The 19,629-nt window shown below is 63.4% G+C and carries 21 protein-coding genes and 1 riboswitch; of the genes, 10 read left to right on the forward strand and 11 right to left on the reverse strand.

What is annotated here, in order from left to right; genetic code table 11:
- Positions 1-28: 28 nt before the first annotated feature.
- Positions 29-958 carry an enoyl-CoA hydratase-related protein gene (locus E1832_RS13765; RefSeq protein ID WP_206021056.1) on the forward strand — a complete coding sequence of 310 codons (930 nt, stop codon included), beginning with the start codon at positions 29-31 and terminating at the stop codon, positions 956-958.
- A gap of 83 nt (positions 959-1,041) precedes the next feature.
- On the opposite strand, the gene E1832_RS13770 is transcribed toward E1832_RS13765, so the two are convergent.
- The 6 genes from E1832_RS13770 to E1832_RS13795 all read right to left on the reverse strand — a co-directional run bounded on the left by E1832_RS13770 (position 1,042) and on the right by E1832_RS13795 (position 4,110).
- Entirely contained in the window at positions 1,042-2,148 is a 1,107-nt protein-coding gene (locus E1832_RS13770) for a helix-turn-helix domain-containing protein (RefSeq protein ID WP_133360338.1), read from the reverse strand.
- Between the two features lie 3 nt (positions 2,149-2,151).
- Complete coding sequence (locus E1832_RS13775) at positions 2,152-2,415, reverse strand: WGR domain-containing protein (protein ID WP_133360339.1); 264 nt, start codon at positions 2,413-2,415, stop codon at positions 2,152-2,154.
- Between the two features lie 182 nt (positions 2,416-2,597).
- The gene (locus tag E1832_RS13780; RefSeq protein ID WP_133360340.1) at positions 2,598-2,990 is read right to left on the reverse strand and encodes a type II toxin-antitoxin system death-on-curing family toxin; all 393 of its coding nucleotides are present in this window, start codon (positions 2,988-2,990) and stop codon (positions 2,598-2,600) included.
- Positions 2,987-3,211: an AbrB/MazE/SpoVT family DNA-binding domain-containing protein gene (locus E1832_RS13785; RefSeq protein WP_133360365.1), complete on the reverse strand. Its 225-nt coding sequence runs from the start codon at positions 3,209-3,211 to the stop codon at positions 2,987-2,989. The genes E1832_RS13780 and E1832_RS13785 overlap by 4 nt, the downstream gene beginning before the upstream one ends.
- Before the next feature lie 252 nt (positions 3,212-3,463).
- Positions 3,464-3,865, reverse strand: coding sequence for a type II toxin-antitoxin system VapC family toxin (locus E1832_RS13790; RefSeq protein ID WP_133360341.1), 402 nt, complete (start codon positions 3,863-3,865; stop codon positions 3,464-3,466).
- Positions 3,865-4,110: a type II toxin-antitoxin system Phd/YefM family antitoxin gene (locus E1832_RS13795; RefSeq protein ID WP_133360342.1), complete on the reverse strand. Its 246-nt coding sequence runs from the start codon at positions 4,108-4,110 to the stop codon at positions 3,865-3,867. Before E1832_RS13795 ends, E1832_RS13790 begins: the two co-directional genes overlap by 1 nt.
- Before the next feature lie 48 nt (positions 4,111-4,158).
- Between E1832_RS13795 and E1832_RS13800 the strand changes: the two genes are divergently transcribed.
- From E1832_RS13800 to E1832_RS22550, 8 genes are all read left to right on the forward strand, one after another.
- Complete coding sequence (locus tag E1832_RS13800) at positions 4,159-5,217, forward strand: tyrosine-type recombinase/integrase (RefSeq protein ID WP_133360343.1); 1,059 nt, start codon at positions 4,159-4,161, stop codon at positions 5,215-5,217.
- A gap of 505 nt (positions 5,218-5,722) precedes the next feature.
- A complete protein-coding gene (locus E1832_RS13805) occupies positions 5,723-6,604 on the forward strand; it encodes a recombinase family protein (RefSeq protein WP_133360344.1) in 882 nt (293 codons plus the stop codon).
- Between the two features lie 366 nt (positions 6,605-6,970).
- A complete protein-coding gene (gene repA / locus E1832_RS13810; protein WP_133360366.1) occupies positions 6,971-8,170 on the forward strand; it encodes a plasmid partitioning protein RepA in 1,200 nt (399 codons plus the stop codon).
- Positions 8,170-9,138 carry a plasmid partitioning protein RepB gene (gene repB, locus E1832_RS13815; RefSeq protein WP_245513989.1) on the forward strand — a complete coding sequence of 323 codons (969 nt, stop codon included), beginning with the start codon at positions 8,170-8,172 and terminating at the stop codon, positions 9,136-9,138. Before repA ends, repB begins: the two co-directional genes overlap by 1 nt.
- Positions 9,139-9,378: 240 nt before the next feature.
- Positions 9,379-10,434, forward strand: a complete 1,056-nt coding sequence (gene repC / locus E1832_RS13820; protein WP_133360346.1) for a plasmid replication protein RepC — start codon at positions 9,379-9,381, stop codon at positions 10,432-10,434.
- A gap of 106 nt (positions 10,435-10,540) precedes the next feature.
- Positions 10,541-12,709 carry a ParB/RepB/Spo0J family partition protein gene (locus E1832_RS13825; protein WP_133360347.1) on the forward strand — a complete coding sequence of 723 codons (2,169 nt, stop codon included), beginning with the start codon at positions 10,541-10,543 and terminating at the stop codon, positions 12,707-12,709.
- Positions 12,710-12,808: 99 nt separating this feature from the next.
- The gene (locus E1832_RS13830; protein ID WP_133360348.1) at positions 12,809-13,273 is read left to right on the forward strand and encodes a hypothetical protein; all 465 of its coding nucleotides are present in this window, start codon (positions 12,809-12,811) and stop codon (positions 13,271-13,273) included.
- A 388-nt stretch (positions 13,274-13,661) separates the two neighbouring features.
- Positions 13,662-13,826: a hypothetical protein gene (locus E1832_RS22550; protein ID WP_010138195.1), complete on the forward strand. Its 165-nt coding sequence runs from the start codon at positions 13,662-13,664 to the stop codon at positions 13,824-13,826.
- A 112-nt stretch (positions 13,827-13,938) separates the two neighbouring features.
- On the opposite strand, the gene E1832_RS13835 is transcribed toward E1832_RS22550, so the two are convergent.
- Positions 13,939-14,973 carry a competence protein CoiA family protein gene (locus tag E1832_RS13835; protein ID WP_206021057.1) on the reverse strand — a complete coding sequence of 345 codons (1,035 nt, stop codon included), beginning with the start codon at positions 14,971-14,973 and terminating at the stop codon, positions 13,939-13,941.
- 1,023 nt (positions 14,974-15,996) lie between these two features.
- Here E1832_RS13835 and E1832_RS13840 point away from each other — a divergent pair.
- On the forward strand, positions 15,997-16,401 hold the full coding sequence (locus tag E1832_RS13840) for a single-stranded DNA-binding protein (protein ID WP_133360350.1): 405 nt from the start codon (positions 15,997-15,999) through the stop codon (positions 16,399-16,401).
- Positions 16,402-16,596: 195 nt separating this feature from the next.
- On the opposite strand, the gene E1832_RS13845 is transcribed toward E1832_RS13840, so the two are convergent.
- From E1832_RS13845 to thiD, 4 genes are read right to left on the reverse strand one after another with little or no spacing between them, the layout of a single operon-like run.
- The gene (locus tag E1832_RS13845; protein ID WP_133360367.1) at positions 16,597-17,310 is read right to left on the reverse strand and encodes an ABC transporter permease; all 714 of its coding nucleotides are present in this window, start codon (positions 17,308-17,310) and stop codon (positions 16,597-16,599) included.
- A gap of 14 nt (positions 17,311-17,324) precedes the next feature.
- Positions 17,325-17,693, reverse strand: coding sequence for a sulfur carrier protein ThiS (gene thiS, locus E1832_RS23275; RefSeq protein WP_133360351.1), 369 nt, complete (start codon positions 17,691-17,693; stop codon positions 17,325-17,327).
- Positions 17,677-18,654 (reverse strand): FAD-dependent oxidoreductase, encoded by a 978-nt coding sequence (locus E1832_RS13855; RefSeq protein ID WP_133360352.1) that lies wholly within the window; start codon positions 18,652-18,654, stop codon positions 17,677-17,679. The genes thiS and E1832_RS13855 overlap by 17 nt, the downstream gene beginning before the upstream one ends.
- Positions 18,651-19,451, reverse strand: coding sequence for a bifunctional hydroxymethylpyrimidine kinase/phosphomethylpyrimidine kinase (gene thiD / locus E1832_RS13860; RefSeq protein WP_133360353.1), 801 nt, complete (start codon positions 19,449-19,451; stop codon positions 18,651-18,653). Before thiD ends, E1832_RS13855 begins: the two co-directional genes overlap by 4 nt.
- Before the next feature lie 57 nt (positions 19,452-19,508).
- Positions 19,509-19,609, reverse strand: a riboswitch (TPP riboswitch).
- Between the last annotated feature and the right edge of the window lie 20 nt (positions 19,610-19,629).

The raw sequence follows: 19,629 nt of genomic DNA on the forward strand, positions 1-19,629 counted from the left end.
AATAATGTATGACGAAAAAGTTGACCAAATGAAATTTGCCACCTATCGCTATCATGGACGGACACAAGGGACGCAGGCATCGCGGCATCCGGCACCCGATGACCGCAGGAGGCAACGACCCGCCGGAAGGCCTCGCCCGGTTCCACACAAGACGCGCGCCACACTTCATGGGAACGTATTCATGACTCAGCCAAAAACCATCTCCCTGGCCATCGACGGGCCAATCGCGACCATCACCCTCGAACGGCCCGAGCGGCGCAATTCCGTGAATGCGCAGCTCACCCGGGAGCTGAGCGCGGCCGTGCAGGCCTGTGAGGCCAATCCGCAGGTTGCCGTGACGATCCTCACAGGGTCCGGCTCATCGTTCTGCGCGGGTATGGACCTTGCGGCCTTTGCCGACGGCGAGACCGAGGCCATCCTGCACGGCAAGGGCCGGTTCGCGGGGTTTGTCGGCGTCCGGCGCACCAAACCGGTGATCGCCGCAGTCAACGGCCCCGCCATGGCCGGCGGGTTCGAACTGGTGCTGGCCTGCGACATGGCCGTGGCCGCCGACACCGCCATCTTCGGCCTGCCCGAAGCAAAGCGTGGGCTGATCGCCGGGGCCGGGGGCGTCTTCCGGCTGGCAAACCGCCTTCCCATTGCGCTGGTGAACGAGATAATCCTGATTGGCGCGCCGATCGACGCCGCCCGCGCCTGTGCCCTGGGCCTGATCAACCGCGTTGTCCCGGCGGCGGATGTCATGGCCACCGCGCGCGACATGGCCGGAAAGGTCGCCGCCTCTGCCCCGATGTCGGTGGCCCTTGGCCTCGATCTTGCGCGCAGCGCGGCGAGCGGTGATGAATCCGCGCTGTGGTCGCTGAATGACGACTACCTCAACAGGACCACGGGGTCGAAAGACGCACAGGAGGGCGCGCGTGCCTTTCTGGAAAAACGCCCCCCCGCGTGGCGCGGCGAATAGATGCGGAACCGGAATGGTCCGGGTGCTGGCAAGTTTCCCCCGGCCCTGCCGTCATCGCGGCACCGGTCGTCCTTCGCGCGCGGCTAGCCGACAAGCCGGGCGGCCCAGACCCTGAACCGCTCCTGCCCGGTGATCTCGCGGATGAGGCCGCGCTGCACCAGCCGGTCGAGGTTGCGCTGGACGGCGGCGCGGGAGGCGCCGGTTTCGGCCCCGGCCATGGGGGCAGAGACCTGCGGCCAGGCACCAAGCAGGGCAATCAGCGCCGGCGGCGTCCGCCCCGAGAAATCGGCGATCACCGCCTCGGCGTTCTGCCGCCAGGCGGCGACGCGATCGAGGTGCAGCAGCGCCGCCAGCGTGGCCCGCTCGGCTCCGCGCAACCAGGCAGAGAGTTTCGCATGTGGATCCCCCTGCCCGCGCAGCGCCCCGGCGCCGGTCTGCGCCAACGGCAGGAAAATGGCCCCCTGCCCCGGCGCCCTGGACATGGCAGCGGCATGGCGGGCGGCAAGCACGGCGGCCTCCAGATCCACCGACCCCGCCGGCCCCAGTGCGCGCCAGGCATGGAACAGCCGCGCCGCGGCGGTGATCGGATGCAGCGCCTGCTCGCCGGCCATCACCTCGGCCAGATCGGCCAGCGCATCCTCGACGGCCCTATCGGGCGCCGGTGCGGGCGCGCCGCCTGTCCGGCCCCGAGCCGCCGGCCCGGGCAGCCGGTCCAGGAAGACCGCCAGATCCTCCGATGGTGCGGGCGCGGGCCCCGATCCCGGGGCCAGCCGCCGCATCGCCCAGCCGGCGCGCGCCAGCGCCCGTTCGGTATCCCGGGTCGAGCCGGCCCGCAGGGTGACCCAGAGGCCGATCCGCTCCGGCCCCAGACGGTCGCCGGTCCACCAGCTCAGGTCCGAGACCTCGCGCAGGGCCAGCCGTTGCCGCCAGCCTGCGGGCGCCGTCCTCAGGCGCTGATCCAGCGCCCCGAACAGGCCCGCGACCTCGGCCAGCTCCCGCGCCAGATCGGCCTGCGCCGCCTGCCAGGGTTCAGGGTCGAACAGGGCCCTGTCCTGCCCCCGTCTGTCCGGCGCGGCGCCCGGCGGGACATCCTCCTCCGGATCGGGACCGGGCAGAAACCACAGATCCTCTTCGGGGGTCTCGTCGTCTTCCAGGTCCTCGATGTCCGGGATCGCGCCAACTCGGAGCATCGCTCAGGCGCCCCGTCCGAACGGCAGGTCCAGCCGCTCGGGCAGGCGGACATAGCCGCGGCGGCACTTGGCCTCCGCCAGCCGGCGGGCCGCGGCCAGCGCCGCCTCCGCGGTGGCAAAACGCTCGACCCGGGCGCGGCCAAAGGTTCCGATCCGCCCCCAGCTGCGGCGCAAGGACCAGTCGCCGAACAGGGTCGGCTGGATCTCGAGCCTATAGAAGCGGGCCATGTTGTCCGCCGGGACATGGCGTTCGAAATGACCTGTCATAGCGCGCCCCTCTGGCTGCTCCCTCTGTGCAACTATAATTGCACATCATGGCCATGATGTGCAAAAAACAATCCTTTCGCGCGGCACTGGGGGATCCGTGCAGTAAGCCCCATCAGACATGATAAGGTTCCATTATCATGCCTATTGAGAAAACGGCGAAAACGGCGCAGTCTGGCCCCATGTCACAGCTCGATCGGACGTGCCTCCTGCCCCAACCACACCGCGAAGGCGGCCTCCTCCACCGTACCGGAGGCCAGGTCTTCCATCATCGCCACCCCGACCGCCGGCTCCGGCCGCATGGCATAGCCGTTCAGCCTCAGGAAGGTCAGAGCGGCGACGAAACCGGTGCGCTTGTTGCCGTCCACGAAAGCATGCGCCTTGACGATCCCGAAGGCATAGGCGGCGGCGATCTCGAACACCGAAGCCTCCTCGTACCCCGCCCGGTTCATCGCCCGGGCGCAGCCCATTTCCAGAAGGGCGGCATCCCGCAGACCCGGTGCGCCGCCGTGGCGCGCGATCTGCCGGTCGTGGATCACATGCAGCGCCTCGATCGGCACCCAGCGCCATTGGCTCACGCCAGGGCCTGCAACAGGTCCCGGTTCTCGTCCATGACATCCTCGGCCGCCGCCAGGGCCTCGGCAACGGCGGGATCCTGTGGCAAGAGCTTCAGAGACCCGTCATCCCCCCGCACCACGAAGAGCGTATCCCCGGGCTTTACATCAAGTAGAGCGAGCATTTCCCCGGTCAGGGTCATGACCGCGGAGTTACCGACTTTCCGAATGCGGGTTTCCATCATCATAGGCCCTCCAAGGATATACGCTTGTATATACGCCCCGGCGACGTTCCGGCAAGTGGCTCGGTTCTCTTTCCGCCACGCCCTTCGGCCCGGATCGCCCCGGTCTGGTTCGCGTGGAGGTGCTGCATGACCCCCCTGCCCTTCTCGATCCGCGCCCAGTTGAGCGAAGTCGACCAGGCGGCGCTCATGAAAGCCTATGTCATCGGCACATCCGGAACTGTGGAGCGTGGGCACATGCGCGGACTGCGCCGCTCAGAACGGGTTTTCCAACAGCACCCCGGTTGGCCGAAAATCCACGACATTCCCGGTGACCACGGTCGCACCATGATGCAGCGCCGTGGCCGCGATCATCAGGTCAGCCCCGCTGTGCCCGAGCTGGTGGCTCAGCCGTCCCCAGATCCTAGCCTCCTCTGCCCCGAAGGCCAGGAGCCGATCGGAGAAGATCAGCATCGTCCGGTCGAGCCAGGCCCGCAGGTCGTCCGCGAAATCGGGATTGCCGCGATCCTGCTGGCGGATTCCGCGCTCGATTTCGCCCAGGGTAATGACGCTGAGATAAAGGTCCGCTTCCGGCTTGCTCATCAACCAGGCGCGGACCTGCGGCGCCCGATCCGGACGCCGCACCGCCGAAATCACATTGGTGTCGAGCAGATACATCAGAAGGTCACGTCCCGTGGGGTGACCTTGGCGCGCGGGACCTCCTCCGGTCCCGGAAACCGCATCAGGTGGTCCGCGAAGCTTTCCCGCCGCATGACCGCATCCTCTATCAGCCGATGGTATTCCTCGGCCGAGAGAACCACCACAGCGGGCTTTCCCCGGCGGCTCACTTCCTGCGGCACACCGGCGAGCGCCGCGTCGACAACGGCGCTGAACCTGTTCTTAGCATCCTGCAATGTCCACATAGCGCACACCTCCCGCCGCTTACTGGCTAGTTAGATGGCTAGACTTTGATGAAACGTCAAGACGTCTCCGTGCCCTGGGGCAGATCCCCTGCCCTCTGCGAAGCCGATCAGACCGCGCTTATCGATCTTTATGTGCGCGGCACGCCCGAAAACACGCTGCGCGCCTATGAGCGGGATCTGCTCTATATCACCCGCTGGCGCGAGGTCGTATTCGGCGCTGGCCCCGACTGGCCCGAACGCGAGGAGGTGGCGCTGCGGTTCATCCTTGATCATTCACGCGATCTTGGCGCGGCGGATCCGGCTGACACCGCCCGCATCGCCGCCGAGACACTGATAGACGCCGGTCTGCGCAAATCCCTCGCCTGCCCTGCCCCGGCCACGCTGGACCGCCGCATCGCCTCCTGGCGGGCCTTCCACCGGATGAAGAACCTGCCCTCGCCCTTCGAGGCGCCAATGCTGCGTCAGGCCCGGTCCAAGGCCCGGCGCGCCGCCGCCCGGCCCAGGGCGCCGAAATCGGCCAGACCCATCGTCCGGGAGACGCTGGAACAGATGCTGGAAACCTGCGGCCCCGATCTGCGCGGCCTTCGGGACCGTGCGATCCTGATGCTGGGCTGGGCCAGCGGCGGCCGGCGCCGCTCGGAACTCTCGGGGTTGCAACGGGCCGATCTGTCGCTGGAGGCGTTCGAGGCCAAGGGGCTTGTCTGGATCCATCTGTTGCAGACCAAGACGACGAGGCCCGATGCAACGCCCCGGCTGGTGCTCAAGGGACGCGCGGCCAGTGCGGTCGCTGTCTGGATCGACACGGCAGAGATCAGCGATGGCCCCCTGTTCCGGCCGATCAGCAAGTCGGGCCGCCCCCTGCCCCGTCGACTGTCGCCCGATGGCATCTATCAGATCGTCAAGCGGCGCCTGAAACTGGCCGGACTACCAGAGGATCAGGCAAGCCCGCATGGGCTCCGCTCGGGATTTCTGACCCAGGCCGCCCTCGACGGCGCCCCGATCCAGGCGGCCATGCGCCTGTCCCTGCATCGCTCGATGGCCCAGGCGCAGCGCTACTACGATGACGTCGACATCACCGAAAATCCGGCGGCGGATCTGCTGGAGTGAGGGACGAACGGCCGACGGCCCTTCGATCCCGCCCTGCCACGGCGCTGCTGGTCTCTTGCCGCGCTGTATGGGCCTGCCGGGCCGGAAATATCCGGAAAAGAGCGGTGAATGACGCCTGGCAATATTGCATACCATTGGTTTTCCACACTTTTGCAGATTGCCAGCTGACAATCCGCTTGGGGGGAGCGGCGCAACAGCGCATTCAGCATCGGAAGGATCGAGAATTTGCCCGCTTCGGCCTTTTGTGCCGGCCGTCTCAGATAGGCCCCGGGGCGTGACCTGCCCCCCGGCGGTCCCTCGTTCATAACGAGAGTCTGCGGGTTGGATTTTGGTAGCCGGGTTCGTCGTCCTGAGCAAGCGCGCCGGGCGCGGAGCCCTCTCTGATCCTGCTCGGCGTAAGGAAACCAAAGGCGTTGTGCCGAAAAGCGCCACAGTGAACGCCCTTGAATCCGTTCATAAACGGCCGTTTAATCGCGATAACTTGAATTGCAAACGGCCCGTTTTCATGCCCCTGATAGGATATGCGCGCGTATCGACAGAGGATCAGACCCCCCTGCCCCAGTCTGAGGCCCTGCAGTCTGCGGAATGCGCCGAGATCTTTGAAGAGCACGCCTCGGGCGGCAATCACGCGCGGCCGGTGCTGGCACGCGTGCTGGAGCGCGTGGGCCAAGGCGACACGCTGGTCGTCGTGCGGATCGACCGGCTGGCGCGGTCTTTGTCGCACCTTCTCGAGGTGATCGACCGTCTGGAGGCAAAGGGTGCCTTCTTCCGCTCGCTCCAGGACCCGATCGACACTGCCTCGCCTCAGGGCAAGTTCACCCTGCAGGTTCTCGGTGCGGCGGCGGAGTTTGAACGCGCTCTGATCCGCGAGCGTACCAAGGCGGGTCTTGCCTCTGCGCGCGCCAAAGGTCGCGTTGGTGGCAATCCTGGGCTTCGCACCAAGGACCCGGCCGCGCTTCGCAAGGTACGGCTTGCCCGGCAGGATGGCTACATGGAACGCCTGAACGAGACCGCGCAGGATTGGGTGCCGCATGTGCGGCGCCTGCGACCGGATATGGCCTGGGAAGATGTGCTGCGGATCATTAATGGCCCCCTGCCCCACGGCCGCCACTGGACGCAAAGCCGGTTACTCCGCGCTGTGAAGGCATATGTGCGGGACGGGTTCCTGCCCGCTGAAGTGCTTGGACGCGCTGGACGTCGCGAAACCGACGATCGCCTGCCGGCGATTGTCGCAGCTATCAAAGGTGCGGACCCCGAGATCACGCTGCAGGCAATCTGTGACCGGCTGGAATCCATGCGTGAGCGCACCCCTCGCGGTCGCACAAGTTGGCAACCTTCCTCAGTCAGAATGCTCCTGGAGCGGGCAGAGCGCCTCGGCCTTTTGTAGGCGCCAATGGTTAGCAAACTACTCTTTTCGCTCGGCCATAATCTTCCAGAATCATCGCCACAATTGGACCAAAACCACCAAAATATCCAACAAAGGCTTGGGGTTAGTTCGCGAGAGCAGAAAATATCTCGAAGGATATCGGCCTCGCCAGATTCAGTCTTTTTCGTTAGTAATCAATGCGTTATCGAGCGCAGGCTCCACCCGCCCGATTTGGTGCTGTGGACAACTTTTCCACTACATCTAGATTCTTCTTGCCGGACTCAGATGTTCGTGGCATTTCCATTCTGACGGCAAAACGCGTCAGACGTGGCTTCGACCGTCAGAACGACAAAGAGCCTTGGCAAAGGCCATGAGAGGCGGCAGAACATGGATGATCGAAATACGGGCTACGCGCAAGGCATAGGCTCTTCCGACATCGGAGCATTCGCAGACAGTCTTGCTGAGTCGCTTGACCGGCAGATGAAAGTTGCGTTCGAGCCGGAAGAACGCAAGTCCTTGCGCCGCTTCAGCTCGACCGAGGTCGCCGAGCTACTGCGCGTTAGTACGTCGAACCTGCGCAACCGGCACAAAGATGGCAGCTTTCCTGAAGTTCACACTGACGGTCGTGGTCACAGGTTCTACACGGCCGAAGAAGTTGACGAACTCCGTAACATTTTGGCCCGGACGGGGAAGAACGCTGACGCATACAGGCCTGGTCGCCGAGAGGGCGACCGTCTTCAGGTCATATCGGTCGTGAATTTCAAAGGCGGCAGCTCGAAGACAACTGCGACGATCCATTTGGCACATCGGTATGCCCTGCGCGGCTACCGTGTGCTTGTTCTGGATCTCGACCCGCAAGCCAGTTTGACAACTTTTTTTGGTTTCCGGCCTGAGCTTGAATTTGCCGAGGGTGGCACAATCTATGACGCCTTGAGGTACGAGGATCAGGTTCCACTCTCTGAGGTAATCCAGAGAACATACTTCCATAAGCTCGACATGGTCCCGGCTGGCTTGATGCTGTCCGAATACGAGACCGAGACAGCGAACGCGCTCGCGCGCAGGATTCAGCCGATTTTCGCAGAGCGTCTTGCTCTAGCGTTGGAGGAGGTCGATTCCGACTATGACATCGTGCTGATCGATTGCCCTCCGCAGTTGGGCTTCCTGACATTGACGGCATTGGCGGCGTCCACGGGCCTGCTCGTGACAGTAGTTCCTGGCATGCTCGACATCGCTTCGATGAGCCAGTTTCTCAAACTTGCTTCGGAAACGGTCAAAGCCGTCGAGGAGGCGATTGGACGGCATGTCACTTGGGACTTCGTAAAGTTCCTGATCACACGCTACGAGCCGTCGGACGGACCACAAACGCAAATGGCCGGGTACCTGCGTTCAATCCTTGCGGGTCAAGTCATGACTGAGCCGATGCTGAAGTCGACAGCCATTTCTGATGCCGGCATGACTCAGCAAACCATCTACGAGGTAGACCCGAGCCAGCTCATTCGGAAGACCATTGATCGGGCTTTGACCAGCGTGAACAGCGTTGCCGATGAGCTGGAGCAGACAATCCAAATGGCATGGGGGCGTCGCTGATGGCCCGAAATATCTTCAACCAACCACCGAAAGACGAGAAAGAGTCGGCAGCCCCCTCTCCTGCCCCGGTCAAATCCACGAAGCTACCTGGCTCGGTTGGCGGATTGCGGGATTCTCTCCGAGAAATCACTGCCAACTCAATCCGAGATATCGAGCCCGACCGGATCGATGTGGATGGCCTCCGGGATCGACTGATCCTGGAGGACAGCAGCATTGAAGATCTCGCCGAAAGCATTCGCAAGCATGGTCAGCAAGTGCCGATCATGGTCCGCCCCTCAGACCAACCAGACCGATACCGCATCATTTATGGCCGTCGAAGACTGGCAGCCATTCGAAGAGTCGGCGGAACCGTAAAAGCGATCGTTCGAACACTCGATGACGATGCCTCTCTGATCGCGCAAGGCCAGGAAAACAACCTCCGGCTGGATCCGTCATTCATTGAGAAATCTTTTTTTATCAAAGAGATGCAGGAAGCCGGTTACAAGCCGGGCGTCATCCAGGACGCTCTAGGCCTCACCCGGCAAGGTGTGTCGAACCATCGTGTAGTCATCGAACAACTGCCTGACGAGCTTGTCCGACTTATCGGCCCGGCTCATGGCGTGGGTCGACGCCAATGGGGTGATCTGGCGGCTCTTTCGGAGAAAGTTCCGCTTGTCGATATTGCGCGCGAGACACTTGCTGCTCTCCCTGACACCACTCCAAGTTCAGACAGGTTTCAAGCTGTCTACGTCGCTTGCTCCAGCAAAGCGCGTGGCGCGGCCAACCAAAGCGCCCGTAGCCAAACGATCGTGGTAAAGGACAAAAGTGGTAGCCCTGTCGGCACACTTTCAGTGGATGGCAAGTCGATCGCGATCAAGATCACCCGCAAGGACAACCCGGAATTCGGCCAATGGCTCGAAGAGCGTGCGGAAAACACGCTGCGACAGCTTTTCGAACAGTGGCAGAATGAGAGAGGCTCAGGGACCTGATCCCCGGTCATAACCATAAACACGAGCAGAGGAGAAAGGCGAAGACCAAAAAGAAAAGAGCCCCCCAAGGTTTCCCCCGGAGAGCCCTCATCATCTGATTAGCACCTGTGATGTAGCAATCTCCGACATACCGGTCAAGAGTCACCGATTCGGTGGACGTCTTTTTGTTGCCTTTTCTCGCCAAAAACGGCGTGAAGAGCCGGGGAAGTTGTGGGCCGCAACGGTCGTCGTTCAACAAACATGGCATTCACAAAACTTTCCGTTCAAACTTTGGGCGTAGGGAAAAGCACCCCCGCCACATCCACGCCTGAAACCAACATCTGGGCAGTTTTCCGCGCGCTGAGAGACACTCGCACCCTCTTTGGTCTCCGTCCAGGACATGTTCAAACGCTCCAAGCGATGCTGAGCTTTCTCAAGCCTGGGCATGGAGATACAGTGTTCGCTTCCAACGACGAGATCTGCCGTCGAATTGGCGGGATCGATGAACGAACCCTCCGTAGGCACATCGATCGCTTTGTCGAACTCGGTTTCATGAAGCGCCATGACAGCCCAAATCGCAAAAGATACCGGGTGAAGTCGTCCGAAGGTCGGTCCATTAGCTATGGCTTGTCACTCACTCCATTGCTCGCGCGTGCCAGCGAGCTACTTGCGGCGGCCCAAGAGATGGAAAACGCACGCCGGGATCGCGTGTTCCTGCGAAAGCAAATCCTAACCAGGCTTGCACGTCTCGACGAAGATGACCCCGAAAACAACCTCACACATGTGGTACGCCGAGTTCTTCGGAGGAAGCTCTCGATCGCGGAGTATCGTGCTTTGCTCGACAAACTGGAAGTTCACTGCAAGCAGATGTCCACCGCGGTGGACGCACCAGAAGCAGTGAAACTGCCCGCCAATGACGGACAAACTGTCCGGCACCAATCTAAGTCTGAAAAAGAACAAAAAGATTTAGAAAGCGCGACCAACGACGAAACACCTGCTCTGCAAACGCTCACAACCGTTTGCGACCAAGCCACATCGTTCGCTACGAACTCGCTCAGAAACTGGATCGACGTCGAAAGACATGCCAGAACACTCGCTCCAATGATGGGAATCCACGAAAGCACCTTCGAAAAGGCTGCGAGGAAGATAGGCTCTCAAAAAGCATCATGCGCCATCTTCATAATTCTCCAGATGAGCAACCGCATCCGAGACTTTGGAGCGTATTTCCACAGCATCACGCTCGGTCGCAGAGAAACTGACTTCAATCCATCACTCTTGTTGGAGAGACTTTCTCGTTCTGGGGCAGCTACTGCGTGATGTCCACCGCGGTGGACATGTTGAGAGGTAGTGAATGGCTGTGAAAGGGGTGACGGGAAGTGAGATCGGAAGAGTGGCTTCCGGCGCCCGTCGTGGAGAAGATCTGATGGCGAAATCTGTCCAGAAAGTCACCCTGTCCCCCTCCCGGGACATCCCCTTCGACAAGCTCGTGCTGAGCCAGTCCAACGTGCGGCGCATCAAGGCCGGCATCTCGGTCGAGGAACTGGCCGAAGACATCGCCCGCCGCGGGTTGCTGCAGAGCCTGAGCGTCCGGCCCGTTGTTGAGGAGGATGGTTCCGAGACCGGTAAGTTCGAAATCCCCGCTGGCGGTCGGCGCTTCCAGGCCCTGTCTCTCCTGGTGAAACAGAAGCGCCTGGCCAAGACGACGCCCATTCCCTGCATCGTGCGGGATGCCAATTCCACGATCCTCGCCGAAGACGACTCGCTCGCTGAGAACATGCAACGCGCTGCCCTACATCCGCTCGATCAGTTCCGCGCCTTTGTGGCCCTGCGGGAGAAGGGTCAGGGCGATGAAGAGATCGCAGCCGCCTTCTTCGTCACGCCACAGGTGGTCAAACAACGCCTGAAGCTCGCCACCGTGGCCCCTGCCCTGCTCGAGCTCTATGCCGAGGACGAGATGACGCTGGAGCAGCTGATGGCCTTCACGGTCAATCCGGATCATGAACGCCAGGTTCAGATCTGGGAGGCGATTCGGTCGTCCTGGAACAAGGAGTCGTATCAGATCCGACGGATGCTGACGGAAACCTCGGTGCGCGCCTCTGACCGTCGTGCCGCCTTTGTCGGCGTCGAGGCTTATGAGGCTGCTGGCGGTACGATGTTGCATGACCTTTTCCAAGGCGATGACGGCGGCTGGTTGGAAGACCCTGCCCTGCTCGATCGTCTGGTCAGCGAGAAGCTTCAGGCTGAAGCCGAAGCCATCGCGACAGAAGGCTGGAAGTGGATCGAGGTCTCGCTCGACCTGCCCTATGGCTACAGCCATGGCCTGCGGCGATTGGGCGGAGACCCGGCGCCGATGACGGATGATGAAGGCGCGGCCCATGCCAAGCTGCTTACCGAGTACCGAGCGCTCGAAGAGGAATACGAGGGCCAGGATAAGTTCCCCGAAGAGATCGACGCGCGTCTTGGCGAGTTGGAAGTCGCGATGGAGAAGCTCGAGGCTCGGCCGCTGATCTTCGACGCGGAGGAGATCGCGAGGGCAGGGGCTTTCGTGACGCTTGATCGCTATGGCGAGCTTGCCGTCTATCGGGGCTTCGTGCGGCCCGAGGATGAGCCTCGGGAAGACATCGACGTCCACAGCGGTGAACAGGCCGTAGGCGGGCAGGGCGCTGAGCTTTCAGTGGGGGGCAGCGCGGATGGTGTCGGCCATGGCACGGTGATCACCTCTGCCGGTCAGGCGCTTGGCGCCAACGTTCCCGACGAGGAGGACGATGGTGCGTTAAAGCCCTTGCCTGAGCGGCTGGTCATGGAGTTGACGGCGCACCGGACATTGGCACTGCGCGAAGCTGTCGGGCGCACCCCTGATGTCGCGTTGACGCTGCTGCTCCTGAAGCTTGTCAACGACACCTTCCGGACGTCCAGTTCGGCCGGCAGCTGCCTCGAGGCCTCGGTCCGTCACGTCTACATGTCCGCGCAAGCCAGCGATCTGAAGGACAGCGTGGTGGCCAAGCTGGTGGACGATCGTCACGCGGAGTGGGAGGCCGACCTGCCGCTCGGCGACGATGCCGCTCTCTGGGATTACCTGACCTCCCTCGATCAGGCGAGCCGTCTGTCCCTGCTCGCGCATTGCCTCAGCTTCGGGATCAATGCGCTGCATGAGAAGGTGAACCCTTATGGTGCCGGCATCTCCGCCAGCGGTCTGACGCGGCGGATGACCCAGGCCGACCTGGTCGCACAGGCGGTCGACATCGACATGGTCGAGGCGGGTTGGGAGCCGACGGCCGATACCTACCTGAACCGCGTGCCCAAGGCCCGGATCCTCGAGGCCGTGCGTGAGGCGAAAGGGGAGGGGACGGCGCAACTCCTCGATCACCTGAAGAAGGGCGAGATGGCGACCGAAGCCGAGCGCCTCTTGAAGGGTAGCGGCTGGTTGCCGGAGGTTCTTCGTCGTCATGATCCGGCGGCACTCGACGGTGTGGAAGGGCAGGGGGCGTCTGAGCCCGTTTCCGACGCTGAGCAGGCCGAAGATGTCGACCTGCCCGCCTTCCTTACAACGGACTTGCCGAGCAATGAGGCATCGATGATGGCCGCGGAGTGATCCGCGCCATCCGAGGGCGGGGAAACCCGCCCTCAATCACATAAAATATAACAATATCAATAACATGAATGCGATCTTACGCATTCAGGATGAGGAATCATGTCTGCAACCAACATTCTCGACACTGCGCCCCTGGGGGCGCTCATTCGCTATACGGACGGCAGTCCGAAACCGCCTGCGCGGTTCACGAAGAAGCTCGCGGCCTGGGAGCGCTCGAACGGCGTCGGCCGTCTCGTCAAGAAGGAGCCGCCGCGAACCTGGACGGCGCCGGCGTCGTTCACGCTGCACGAGGGGAACTTCTCCTCGGACGGGGTCATTCTCGTCACCATCATGCGAACGCATTCGGCGGATAGCGCCTTGACCTTCGAGGTCGCTGAGGAACCACGGCCCGGGCAGGTGCGTGTCCTGCTGGATTTCGGCGGTTGCACGGAGCTGCTCCACCTGGCCGAGTCTGTCACGGCTGCCGAACTCTGGATCGCCAAAGAAGGCTATCGCAACGCGCGGCTCGAGATCGTCGGCAGCGAGGACGGCGATAGGGCAGGGGGCGCGGAGCTTGCTGCATGAGCCCATTTAGAACTCAGGGGGCCCGCCTAAGCGCGGGCCTCTCACCCATCACGACCCTTTCCCACGAGATCGCGGGGCACCATAGGATCCAATCCAAAACGGAAAGAAATCTTCACTTAAGAGCCTGCCCGGGAGGCTGGCAGCGAAAGCATCTGCGGGACACCCGGCTCCAGTCAGCGGTCGCACCATCCCCCGCTCACCATTCCCTTCCTTGCCCCGAATCCCGTCTTCGAGATCAACCCGCGAGGGGTCGGACTACGGGCGAGCCCGTGCCGCCGGGTGGATTCGGACGAGCCGAACGCACCCGGTGATGTCAGCCAGTCTTCGGGCCTGCGGGGTCCTGTCGCGCGGGGGATGGTCCTCCGCCTCCAAGACAGGAGCCAAACAGATGTCCCGCAAAGATGCTCACGCTTTCGCCGCCTCCCTCGCCGCCACGCTCATGGTCTCGATCGTCGTCTTCCAGGCAGGGGATGGAACCTATGGTGCCGTCCCCGCCGATGAAATCGACGGCGACGAAGTTCAGGTGGTGGGTGAGATCGACCCGTGGGCGTGAAGCCCACGGTCTCGGAAAGGGCCCTGGTTCGGAACAAGGCTCCGGACCTGGTCCTTCGCCAGTCGCCTGCGTCGGCCGACAAGCGGATCACGCCGAATATCCCGGCTGCTCACTAATGGTCTGACGCCCAAGCGGGCAAAGCTCCGGCATCGATCAGCCGTTGCCGGACGAAGGGATCGAGCGCCTCCGGCAGAAGGTCACGCAGCAACCGCCATTCCGGCGATTGCTCATCAACTTGCTCGACATGGCCAAGCCTGTGAGAGGTGATCGATCGGTATAGGTGTTCACCAACCTTGCCCTTCAACAGAACGCGTTGCGACGTGTTTTCGATCAGGGTAGTCAGCAAGCGTGCAAAAGGCGCCAGTGAACCAGAGTTCTGAAAGGTGTTTAGCATCGCCCGAATGTTTGGATGATCGCTCGCGTAGTTTTCGGGTTTGCCAGCCGCCTCTGCAACGATGGAAAACGCGGCAGCAACAAGGCGGTCGATACGCTGCCGTTCCGCGAACTGTTCAAGTTCCGCCAACGGCAGATGGTTCATTCGATCACCCCACGCTCGCAAAGCGCGGAAATAGGGCAAACGTTTCGACTTGATCTGTTCGAGTAGCGGTCCCGCAAGTCGATCCTCTAGAAACGGGCACTCAGATCCAGGGAATGTGAGGGAGTCGAACCTGACCAGAACGGGTACGTCATATCCCACTCCGTTCGACAAATAGCAGGTCAGTACCAAGGTGCGTTGTTCCCGCGATGCGGTGACCGCTTGCTGATCTAGGACGAAGGCATTGCCTTTGTGCCGATGAACCACGTCTGAAACTGCCTGTGGCACATGGTCAGGATTGAAAGATGACAACACCCAAAGTAGCGGAATGCCTTCGCGGTCGTAGTGGATGCAACGTTGCGACACTTCGGTCTGAAAAGTATGCGACATTTGGTATTCGACGGCGAAGCGTCCGAAGCCGCGCCAGTCAACCAGCACGTCCGGAAAACGCCCGTGCTGACTTTCTGTCGGCGGCAGATACTCGTCGACCTTCGTGCCCTCGCACCGCTCATCCAGCGCGGTAAGTTCGGCAATGAGTTCACACATGCGGCGGTGCAATTCGGACTCTTGCTGGCCGCGATACTGCGCTGCGCGTGCGTCATCCGGGTGCATGTTCTTTCCGGAGTACCAAGGACAACGCGGATCTGATCCTTGGTAGTGGGCGAACAATGGGCGACCGTGCGAGGTCGAGATATATACCTGCCCATTGCAGGCGATGCACCGGGCCACTAGGCCGTCTTTTCCGTTCCGGTGGTCCGTAATGCCAGCCCGCAAGCTCTCCCATCCCTCGCGTGGCATGGCGAGAAGATCACGGGCCGACAGTGGACCCAATTTCTCAAAGATCACTTCTTCGATTATGCGGCGAGGTTCACGAGACATGGTCTATTTAGTTTAGCCGTTTTGAGGTCTTGATGTCTTCGACGAATGACGTGTTTGGCCGCTGATCCTCTCACCTGACGTTTGCGCCCACGGCTGGTTTCAGTGAGCCTCGAGTTCTCAGGCGACCGGAAACACGAAGCTGCATGGCCGGGCTTCAATCTCTACCGATTTCGGGTGGCCGGGGAGAAGTTCATATCGCGACACAGATCTCCGCCGTTGCGCAAGTTTCAGCCATCTGCCGTTCCTTGATGCTGGAGATCGCCTTAGTGACTTCCTTCTGCATTTTCTGCAGAGCGTTGAGCGACAGCATCCCGAGATCGAAACCAGCTATCGGGTGCGTCCCGTGTCTTGGATGATCCGGTATCATAGCCTGTCGCGGCAGGAACAAGCATTCCGCGGCGGGCAAGGGCAGGCGGGGCGAGAGCTGGTGATCGCCACTTTGACCGCCAGCGGCGTGGTGGGCTTTGGGTCAAACAGTCCCGATTGGCAAGGGGACATGGTCTGGCATGGGCTCCCCGCGCATCTCTGTCTTCTGGGCCATCCCTTCGACTGACAATCCCCTAATCCCGTTCGGGCTCTCGCGCGCAACCCCGCGTCAGTCCGGGCCGTGTTGCCCCTTCGGGGCTGCCCGCGCCACCCCGGTCCTCTGGGGGTTTCCGGCGTCCGTTCCGTCCACCGTGCACGCGTCACCCGACGGGCTTTTCCCGGGTCTTGTCGAAGGGACGGTCCCGAAGACAGGACACACAGGAGCTTATCATGCAGAACATCGTCATCCTCGCCGGCAACATCGGTCAGACCCCCGAAATCCGCACCACCCAGAGCGGCACCAAGATCACCAACTTCAGCCTCGCCACCTCGCGCCCTCGCCTCTCGGAAGGCCGTGTGATGCGCGACGAGAACGGCTACCGGGTCATGGACACCGAATGGCACCGCATCACCTGCTTCAACGGTCTCGGCAAGACGGTCGCGGAGCATTGCGAAAAGGGCATGAAGGTCCTCGTCCACGGCCGCATCCACTACACCAAGTGGATCGACAGCATGGGGAATGACCGCTACGGCTGCGAGATCATCGCCGAGAAGGTCGACTTCCTGAGCCGCCCGAAGTCGCCCGAGAACGAAAACCCCGAGCTGGTCGACCGCGACGACGAGATCCCGTTCTGAGGAACGGGGTTTCCCCCCTCGGGCCCGGCGGGGAAACCCGCCGGGTTTCCCCGGTTCCAACCGAACCGGACCTTCCTGATTGGCGCGGCGAATTCACACTTTGAGCCCAGATCGACTGGGCAATTTGCAGCGTCCATCGCAGCCGCAGCACTCACGGGAAACTCTTCCAAAGCCGCGAAGAACGACGAATGTCTCTCAGCTCTCCCACATCCGACGGCAGACTGCGTCGACGGCGGCGTGGAGGACGAGCGTCAGGACGGCCAGAACGATCAGCGCGGCGAACATGAGGTCGATCTTTGCGCGACCGTTCGCCAGCAGCATGAGGTAGCCGAGCCCGTTGGACGCTCCGACCCACTCGCCGATGATCGCGCCGATGGGGGCATAGACGGCCGCCAGCCGCAGGCCCGAGGCAAAGCCGGGCATGGCGGACGGCACCCGGACGCGCCACAGTATGCGGCCGGGCGTGGCGTTCATCACGCGGGCGAGTTCCAGCCAGCCGGACGGCACCCGCATCAGCGTGTCGAAAAACGCCGAGGTGACGGGAAAGTAGATGATGAGCAGCGCCATCGCGACCTTGGACCAGAGCCCGTAGCCGAACCACAGCGTCAGGATCGGCGCCAGCGCGAACACCGGGATGGCCTGGCTGAAGACCAGCATCGGGCGCAGCAACGCCCGCGCCAGCGGCGAGGCGACCAGCAGAAGCGCCGTGGCAAAGCCCAGGGCCGCCCCGAGCCCGAGGCCGACAAGCACCTCGATGGCGGTGACCAGAGCATGCTCGGCGATCAGCGCGCGGCTGGCCCAGAGCGTGGCGAAAACGCGCTGCGGACCGGGCAGGATGAAACGCGGCAGATCCCCCAGCGTGACCACCGCCTGCCAGGCCAGCAGGGCCACAAGCGCGGCGCCGGCCATGCGCGCGGCCCGTCTCACGCCGCCTCCATCAGCAATCGCAGCAACCGGCCCTGAAAGGCGAGGGTTTCGGGCGCATCGTAGAGGCGCGGCGTGGGGGCCTCGGGCGGGGTGACATTGGTAATCCCCTCGCCTGTCATCAGCAGGACGCGGTGCCCCAGTCGCGCGGCCTCGGCGGCGTCATGGGTGACGTGCAGGACAGTGCGGTCCGCCAGCACCTCAGCGGCGAGATCCTGCAGCGCCGTATGCGCGCGCGCCGCCGCCGGCACGAAGCTTTCGTTGACGGCGGTGGCGACTTTCGCCCCGCCGTAGCCGAGTTCGTCCAGAACCGCGGCGAGCGTGTCGGCCCGCACCTCGGTCGCGGTTCCGTTAATCGTGATCTTCATGCCAGAACTCCGGTTTTGTGCCGTCACAGGCCGCCTCCACCGCCATCCGTGCCAGGGCGGGCGCGAGCAGGAAGCCGTGGCGAAAGAGGCCGTTGACGTGGATCGTCTGGCCCCGCCTGCGAAGGCGGGGCAGGTTGTCGGGAAAGGCGGGACGGGCATCGACGCCGATTTCCACCAGCTCCGCCTCACCAAAGGCTGGATGCAGCGCGTAGGCGGCGGAGAGCAGTTCCAGCACCGACCGGACGCTTCGACGGCGATCATCGCTCTCGATCTGCGTCGCGCCCAGCATGAACAGACCGTCGCCGCGCGGGACGACGTAAAGCGGAAAGCGCGGGTGCAGCAGCCGCACCGGGCGGCTCAAATGGATATCGGGGCAGCGCAGAACGGCCATCTCGCCCTTTACCCCGCGCAGGTCACGCAGGGCGTCCCGCGCCGAAAGCCCGCGACAATCGAAGGTCAGGCCATCGGGGCGACCGGGCGCGGCGATGAAAGTGACGCCGGCCTGTTCCAGCCGGTCGCGCAGATGGTTGAGCGCCACGCGCGGATCGAGATGCGCCTCGTCCTCGACGTGCAGCGCCCGGTCGAACCGGCCGCCAAGATCGGGCTCCAGCGCGGTGAGCGCCTTGCCGTCGAGCTGTCGGTGGCCTTCGACCCGCCGCGCAAAGCGGTCAAGCTCGCGCCTGTCCCGGTCCAGCGTCACGACGATGGTCCCGCGTTGCGCCACGGCCACCCCCTGCTGCGTCCACCATCCGGCGGCCTGTTTGCCCAGCCGGACCACCGGCTCTTCCGCCGTGTCGCCCTCGCAGAACGGCGCCAGCATCCCGCCGGCCCACCAGGAGCAGCCATGCGGCCCGGGCCGGGGGGCGGGATCGAAGACCCTCACATCGCAGCCCCGGGCGACCAGTTCGGTCGCGACGCAGAGCCCGGCGACACCGGCGCCAAGGACCGTCGCCCGCGTCATGTCCAGACCTCGTGGAAATGGTGGACGGGTCCGTGACCGTCGCCGATATCCAGCCCGTCGGCCGCGCGGATCGCGCCGTGCACCCAAGCCTGTGCCCGCCGAACCGCGTCCATGACACTGGCCCCCTGGGCCAGTTCGGCCGCGATGGCCGAGGACAGGCTGCACCCGGTGCCGTGGGTGTTGCGCGTGGCAAGGCGGGGCTGCTCCATCGCCACGACGCCGGACGCTGTCACCAGCCGATCGATGCAACTCGGCCCCTCCGCGTGGCCGCCCTTCATCACCACCGCCCGCGCGCCGAGCCCGAGCAGGGCCCGCCCCTGCGCCTCGGTCTCCCCGGCATCCCGTGCATCGCCGCAGCGCAACAGGCGGGCGGCCTCGGGAAGGTTCGGCGTCAGCACGTCGGCGCGGGGCAGCAGCCTCTCGATCAGCGCGACCTCGGCCTCCTCGGCCAGCAGCGCGTCCCCCGACTTCGCGACCATTACCGGATCGAGCACGACCGGGCCACCGTAGCCCGCAATCGCGTCGGCGACCGCGGCGACGATCTCGGGCGAGGCCAGCATTCCGATCTTGATCGCCTGCGGCGGGATGTCGTCCAACACGGCGGCGATCTGCGCCATGACCACGGCGGGCGAGACCGCCTCGACCGCGAAGACACCGCGGGTGTTCTGCGCGGTGATCGCGGTGATCGCGCTCGTGCCATAGACGCCGAGCGCCGAGAAGGTCTTCAGATCGGCCTGGATGCCCGCGCCTCCGCCGCTGTCGGAGCCCGCGATGGTCAGTGCGGATTGATGTGGCATCGTCGCTTCCTCCTCCGGCGAGGGGAGGAGGAAGAAAAGGCGGGCATCGTCGTGCGCGCCAAATCTTGCTCCGTTCCCTACGCCGGTATTGCCCGGATCAGGTTCAATGGGTTGGCTCGCGCCTCTCAGCCCCAGACGGGGCACCCCAACGGATTCGCGAGATGAATATCAGCGCGCG

This window comes from Antarcticimicrobium luteum (assembly GCF_004358185.1).
In the GTDB taxonomy this organism is placed as follows: Bacteria; Pseudomonadota; Alphaproteobacteria; order Rhodobacterales; family Rhodobacteraceae; genus Antarcticimicrobium; species Antarcticimicrobium luteum.